General features: G+C 75.2%; 2 protein-coding genes. One reads left to right on the top strand and one right to left on the bottom strand.

The genetic code is table 11. From position 1 onward, the window contains the following. Positions 1–266: 266 nt before the first annotated feature. Positions 267–719 carry a hypothetical protein gene (locus K6I34_RS35235; RefSeq protein WP_229332104.1) on the bottom strand — a complete coding sequence of 151 codons (453 nt, stop codon included), beginning with the start codon at positions 717–719 and terminating at the stop codon, positions 267–269. Positions 720–976: 257 nt separating this feature from the next. On the opposite strand from K6I34_RS35235, the gene K6I34_RS35230 reads away from it, so the two are divergent. Further along, entirely contained in the window at positions 977–2,341 is a 1,365-nt protein-coding gene (locus K6I34_RS35230; RefSeq protein ID WP_229332103.1) for a hypothetical protein, read from the top strand. The last annotated feature ends 354 nt before the right edge of the window (positions 2,342–2,695 follow it).

Here is a 2,695-nt window from a genome sequence, read left to right as displayed (position 1 = left end):
GTGGGTGGGAGAAGTAATTCTGGGGGCTTGCGCCCCCAGGCCCCCGTTCCGAGCGCGGGGCTGCGACACTCTGCGGCTCCGCCGCGCGGGCGCGACCAGCCTGGGGCCAGGGGGCGAAGCCCCCTCAAGGGGCGCGGGGAACTGCGCGACCAGCCGAACACGACCCGCAGCCGCGCGCCGAGCGCAAGAGGCACCCCGGTGGGCGCACCGAGCCATAAGCAACCGGCAGCCCCGGGCAAGGTCCGGAGCGCCGGCTCCGGGGAAAGCTAGCGGCAGCGATCGACGGCAGCGATCGTGCGCGCGGCCTCACCGAGCGCGGCCCGCAACACCGCAGGATCCGTCGCCTCGGAGAACGCCGCCTCCGGCGCCACCAGCCACCCCGGCCCCGCGATCGGCGGCGGGTCCGCCGGGAAGCCCTGCCCATGAGTCTGGGTGCAGGCGCTGCCGGGGACGTCCCACGCGTCCGCCGTGCCGGGCGGCACCAGGAAGCCGAGCGTGTCGCACTCCCCGTCGTGCAGGACGGGCCCGACGCCGTCGCGCAGCCGCAGGATGTCGACGGCCTCCAGGCCCTGCCGGGCGGGAACGGTGACCAGGTCGCACGGACCGGCCTCGACGGCCTCCTGGGCCGAGCACGGGGACGGCGACGGGCTGTGGTCCTCACGTGGCTGGTGCAGGGCCGTCGTCCGCGAACTGCTGATGTCCACTCCGGCCTCCGCCAAGGGAAACCCCTCCTCCGCCGTACCTACCACTGCGCGTCACTCCGCGCCTGACGCGTTCAACAGGTACAACGCGCGAAGGGCGTCAACGGCAACGGCGCCATGCCGTCACAAAGGATGGCAGTTCATGGCGGATGGTAAGTGAGATATCCGTTTTATAGGTCGACGTCCGGTAACGGGGGTCCGGCTCCCGGTACGGTCGTCTCCGCCGATACGCCGATCCGGGCGATACCGGCAGCCGTACACGAGAGGGGCCGGCCATGGCGTCGTCCCGGGCGTCCTCGTCGTCACCGACCCCGCAGCCGCAGCCACGGCCGAACACGGTCTTCCGGCAGCTGCGGGGCACGCTGTCGCCGGGCGAGTTCGCGGCGGCCGTACGGCGTGCGGCGCGGGAGATCGGCGAGCAGGTGTCGTGCGACGCGCGCTACGTCGGGCGCGTGGAGTCCGGGGAGATCCGCTGTCCCAACTACGCCTACGAGCGCGTCTTCCGCCATATGTTTCCCGGCAGGGAACTCGCCGATCTGGGTTTCGCGCCGCGGGACGTGGTACGCGGCAGGAGAGGGCGCGCGGACGGCGCCCAGGACGCCTCCGGCCCCTTCGACCGTTCCGACCGTCACAAGGAGAGCGACGTGTTGCGTCGCGCGTTCATGACCAACGGCACCGCCACGGTGGCGGCCGTTTCCCTCGGTGCCTCGCTGGGCGGCGTCCCGGACACCCGCGGCGGCGGGCGGCGGGCCGGGGAGGCGGAGGCCGCCGCCGTCGAACAGGCCGTCCGCCGCATCCGGCTGCTGGACGACCGGTACGGCGCGGACGGCATCTACCGGCGCGCCGCACGGCCGCTGCGGATCGCGTACGAGCTGCTGGACGCGAACACCCGGCGGCAATCGGTCGCCGACCGGCTGCACGCGGGGGCCGGGGAGCTGGCGATCTCCGTCGGCTGGCTCGCGCACGACTCCGGCCGCTTCGCGGACGCCCGCTCGCATTACGCGGAGGCACTCGCCACGGCGCGGGTCGCCGGGGACCCGGCGCTGGAGGCGCACGCCTTCTGCAACACCGCCTTCCTCGCGCGGGACGCGGGACGCCCGCGCGAGGCCGTACGGGCGGCACAGGCCGCGCAGCAGGCCGGGCGGCAGCTCGCGTCGTCGCGGCTGATGTCCCTGCTGACGCTGCGGGAGGCGGGCGGCTGGGCGGGGCTCGGCGACCGGCGGGCGTGCGAGGCGGCGCTGGCGCGGGCGCGCACCCTCTTCGAGCGCGGGGGGACCGGGGCGGACCCGGAGTGGATGTCCTTCTTCGGCGTGGCCGAGCTGGAGGGGCTGGAGGCACAGTGCTGGTCGGCGCTGGGGGTGTGGCGGCGCGCGGCGGACCACGCACGGCGCGCGGTCGAGCTCCAGGACCCGCACTTCGCGCGGAACATCGCGCTCTTCACCGCCCAGCTGGCGAGTGACCTGGCGCACGACGCCCGGCCCGACGAGGCGGCCGTGGCGGCGAACCGCTCCCTCGACCTGCTGGCGGAGGTGCGGTCCACGCGCGTGCGCGCGATGCTCTCGGCAACGGCGCGCACGTTGCGGCCGTACCGGGCGGCGACGCCTTTCCTCGACCGCTATGGGTCACCCCACTCCGCGTAGCCGGGGGCTCCGCCCCCGGCCCCCGCTGTCGTCCGGCTGCGGGCCCGTCGCTCCGGCCGCGCCCACCGGGGTGCCTCTTGCGCTCGACGCGCGGCGCGAGTTGCCTGTGGCTCGGGTGCGCCCACCGGGGTGCCTCCTGAGCCCGGTTAGCGGCTGCGGGTCGTGTACGGCTGGTCGCGCAGTTCCCCGCGCCCCTTGAGGGGGCTTCGCCCCCTGGCCCCGGGCTGGTCGCGCCCGCGCGGCGGAGCCGCAGAGTGTCACAGCCCCGCGCCCCTGGCGGGGCGCACCGGCCCCCACCCGGAACGGGGGTACGGGGCGGCGCCCCCAGAAAAAACTCACCCTCACCCCCACCCA

Source organism: Streptomyces sp. UNOC14_S4, from assembly GCF_020740835.1.
Taxonomy (GTDB): Bacteria; Actinomycetota; Actinomycetes; order Streptomycetales; family Streptomycetaceae; genus Streptomyces.
Note: the sequence above shows the minus strand (reverse complement) of the source record. Positions and strands in the feature narration are given on the sequence as shown.